This window comes from uncultured Amaricoccus sp. (assembly GCF_937858865.1).
Lineage (GTDB): Bacteria > Pseudomonadota > Alphaproteobacteria > Rhodobacterales > Rhodobacteraceae > Amaricoccus.
Window position 1 is genome coordinate 1 of record NZ_CALLYO010000536.1, and the last position, 3,516, is coordinate 3,516.

General features: G+C 67.9%; 1 protein-coding gene. It reads right to left on the reverse strand.

Annotated features, from left to right (window positions below; all coding sequences use genetic code 11):
• Positions 1 to 499 precede the first annotated feature (499 nt).
• On the reverse strand, positions 500 to 3,516 hold a 3,017-nt coding region (gene rpoC, locus Q0112_RS15810), incomplete at its 5' end, for a DNA-directed RNA polymerase subunit beta' (protein ID WP_297976938.1).

The window sequence follows — 3,516 nt, forward strand, 5'->3', positions numbered from 1 at the left end:
AAAGCTCGGACATGGCGAAGAAGCCGTTCAGGACGACCAGCACCAGCACGATCAGAACGGAAAGAAGCATTCACCTCCCCTGAGCACCCCCAGCGCTTCCTCCATAGGGGAAGTTCGCCGGATGTGCACGCGGCGTTCGCGCAGCCGGCCGCCCTATCCGCCGCGCCCCGCTACGAGCGCCCGCCGGCGCGCCGGGGCGGCGGCGACGACGGTACGGACGGACGCAGCCCGGCGCAGGCTCGGGTGGGCGTTCTTCATCGACCGCCCGTTCGGGGCCGATCCGGGCTGGGCGGTGCCTGCCCCGCCGGCGACTGCGTAAATCCGGCTCCGGATCGTTCGGAGCAAGCGTTTACCGGGCTTCGTTCGATCTGGAACGCATATGGAATGCGTATGGGAAACGTATGGCGACCTGAAAGAGTTGGTGGCCTGGAGACGATGGGGCCCGCCGACCGGATGGTCGGCGGGACCCAGGTTCATTGCCCCGGGTTCCGCCGGGGGATCACTCCACCTCGAAGCCCATCGGCTCGGCCGGCTCGTCCACCGCCAGCGCCGCGGCGGCTTCCTCGCGGCGGTCGGCGATGATCTTGGCGTCGCGCTCGGCGGCGATGCGCTTGATCGTGTGGGTGGCGCCGCCGGTGCCGGCGGGGATCAGCCGGCCGACGATGACGTTCTCCTTGAGCCCGACCAGCCGGTCGCGCTTGCCCTGGGTCGCCGCCTCGGTGAGCACGCGGGTCGTCTCCTGGAAGGAGGCGGCCGAGATGAACGAGCGGGTCTGCAGGCTCGCCTTGGTGATGCCGAGCAGGATCGGCGCGCCCTTGGCCGGCTCGCGGCCGGCGGCGATCGCCTTCTCGTTCTCCTCGTCGAACTCCATCTTGTCGACCTGCTCGCCCTTGAGGAGCGTGGTGCCGCCCGACTCGGAGATCTCCCACTTCTGCAGCATCTGGCGGACGATCACCTCGATGTGCTTGTCGTTGATCTTCACGCCCTGCAGCCGGTAGACCTCCTGCACCTCCTCGATCAGGTAGTCGGCGAGCGCCTCGATCCCGAGGATGGCGAGGATGTCATGGGGGGCAGGGTTGCCGTCCATGATGTACTCGCCCTTCTGGATGAAGTCGCCCTCCTGCACCGGGATGTGCTTGCCCTTCGGCACCATGTACTCGATCGCCTCCAGGCCCTCCTCCACAGGCTCGATGGTGATCCGGCGCTTGTTCTTGAAGTCCTTGCCGAAGTGCACGTGGCCCGAGATCTCGGCGATGATCGCGTGGTCCTTGGGACGGCGCGCCTCGAAGAGCTCGGCCACCCGCGGCAGGCCGCCGGTGATGTCCTTGGTCTTCGCGCCCTCGCGCGGGATGCGCGCGATGACGTCGCCGGGGCGCAGGCTCTGGCCGTCCTCGACCGAGAGGATGGCATCGACCGACATGGCATGGACCTCGGGGTTGCCGTTGTCGAGCCGCACGGGCTCGCCGCTCTCGGGGTCCATGACGATGACCTCGGGCTTGAGGTCGTTGCCGCGCGGGGCGGCGCGCCAGTCGGAGACGATCTTCTGGCTGATGCCGGTGGCGTCGTCCATCTCCTCGCGCACCGAGAAGCCGGCCACGAGGTCGACGAACTTCGCCACGCCCGCCTTCTCGGCGATGATCGGCAGCGTGTAGGGATCCCACTCCGCCAGCTTGTCGCCGCGGGCGACGGTGGCCCCTTCCTTCACCAGGAGCTTGGTGCCGTAGCCGAGCTTGGAGACCGCCCGGTCGACGTTGTTCTCGTCGACGATGGCGATGTCCATGGTGCGCGACATGACGATCTGCTCGCCCTCGGCATTGGTGAGCAGGTTGGCGCCGCGCAGCTGCACGGTGCCCTCCTGGCTCGCCTCGAGGAAGGACTGCGAACCGCCCTGGGCGATGCCGCCGATGTGGAAGGTCCGCATGGTCAGCTGCGTGCCGGGCTCGCCGATCGACTGGGCGGCGATGATGCCGACCGCCTCGCCGGGGTTCACCTTGGTGCCGCGGGCGAGGTCGCGCCCGTAGCACTGGGCGCAGATGCCGTCCTCGGCCTCGCAGGTGAGCGGCGAGCGGATCTGCATCTCCAGGACGCCCGACGTCTCGATGGCGTCGGCGTCGCGCTCCTCGATCAGGCCGTTGCGCGGGAAGATCACCTCGCCGGTCTTCGGGTCGAGCACGTCCTCCGCCGCGACGCGGCCGAGGATGCGCTCGGCGAGCGAGGCAACGACCTCGCCGTCCGAGATCGCGGCGCGCGCGGTGATCGAGCGGTCGGTGCCGCAGTCGTCGATCTTGACGATGCAGTCCTGCGCCACGTCCACCAGGCGGCGGGTCAGGTAGCCCGAGTTCGCCGTCTTCAGCGCCGTGTCGGCGAGGCCCTTGCGGGCGCCGTGGGTCGAGTTGAAGTACTCGAGCACGGTGAGGCCTTCCTTGAAGTTCGAGACGATCGGGGTCTCGATGATCTCGCCCGAGGGCTTGGCCATCAGGCCGCGCATGCCGCCGAGCTGCTTCATCTGCGCCGGCGAGCCGCGGGCGCCGGAGTGGCTCATCATGTAGACCGAGTTCGGCTCCTTCTCGCGGCCCTCGTCGTCCTTACGGACGGCCGAGATCTCGCCCATCATCGCGGCGGCCACGTCGTCGGAGCAGCGGGACCAGGCGTCGACCACCTTGTTGTACTTCTCGCCCTGGGTGATCAGGCCGTCCATATACTGCTGCTCGAACTCCTTCACCTGGTCGCGGGTGCGGTTGACGAGCTGCCACTTCGCCTCCGGGATGACCATGTCGTCCTTGCCGAAGGAGATGCCGGCCTTGAACGCCTCGGTGAAGCCGAGGCCCATGATCTGGTCGCAGAAGATCACCGACTCCTTCTGGCCGCAGTGGCGGTAGACGGTGTCGATGACCTCGCCCACCTCCTTCTTGCGCAGCAGGCGGTTGACGATGTCGAACGGGGTCTTGAAGTTCTTCGGCAGCAGCTGCCCGAGCCGGAGCCGGCCGGGGGTGGTCTCGTAGCGCTTGAGGACCGTCTCGCCGTTCTCGTCGATCTGCTCGATGCGGGCAGTGATCTTCGAGTGCAGGTTGACGTGGCCCGCGTGCAGCGCGTGGTTCACCTCCTCGATGGAGCCGAACTTCATCCCCTCGCCCGGCTGCCCCTCGCGCATGATCGAGAGGTAGTAGAGGCCGAGGATCATGTCCTGCGACGGCACGATGATCGGCTTGCCGTTGGCCGGCGAGAGCACGTTGTTGGTCGACATCATCAGGACGCGCGCTTCCAGCTGCGCCTCGAGGCTCAGCGGCACGTGCACGGCCATCTGGTCGCCGTCGAAGTCGGCGTTGAAGGCGGCGCAGACCAGCGGGTGCAGCTGGATCGCCTTGCCCTCGATCAGCACCGGCTCGAAGGCCTGGATGCCGAGGCGGTGCAGCGTCGGCGCGCGGTTGAGGAGGACGGGGTGCTCGCGGATCACCTCGTCAAGGATGTCCCAGACCTCCGGGCGCTCCTTCTCGACGAGCTTCTTCGCCTGCTTGA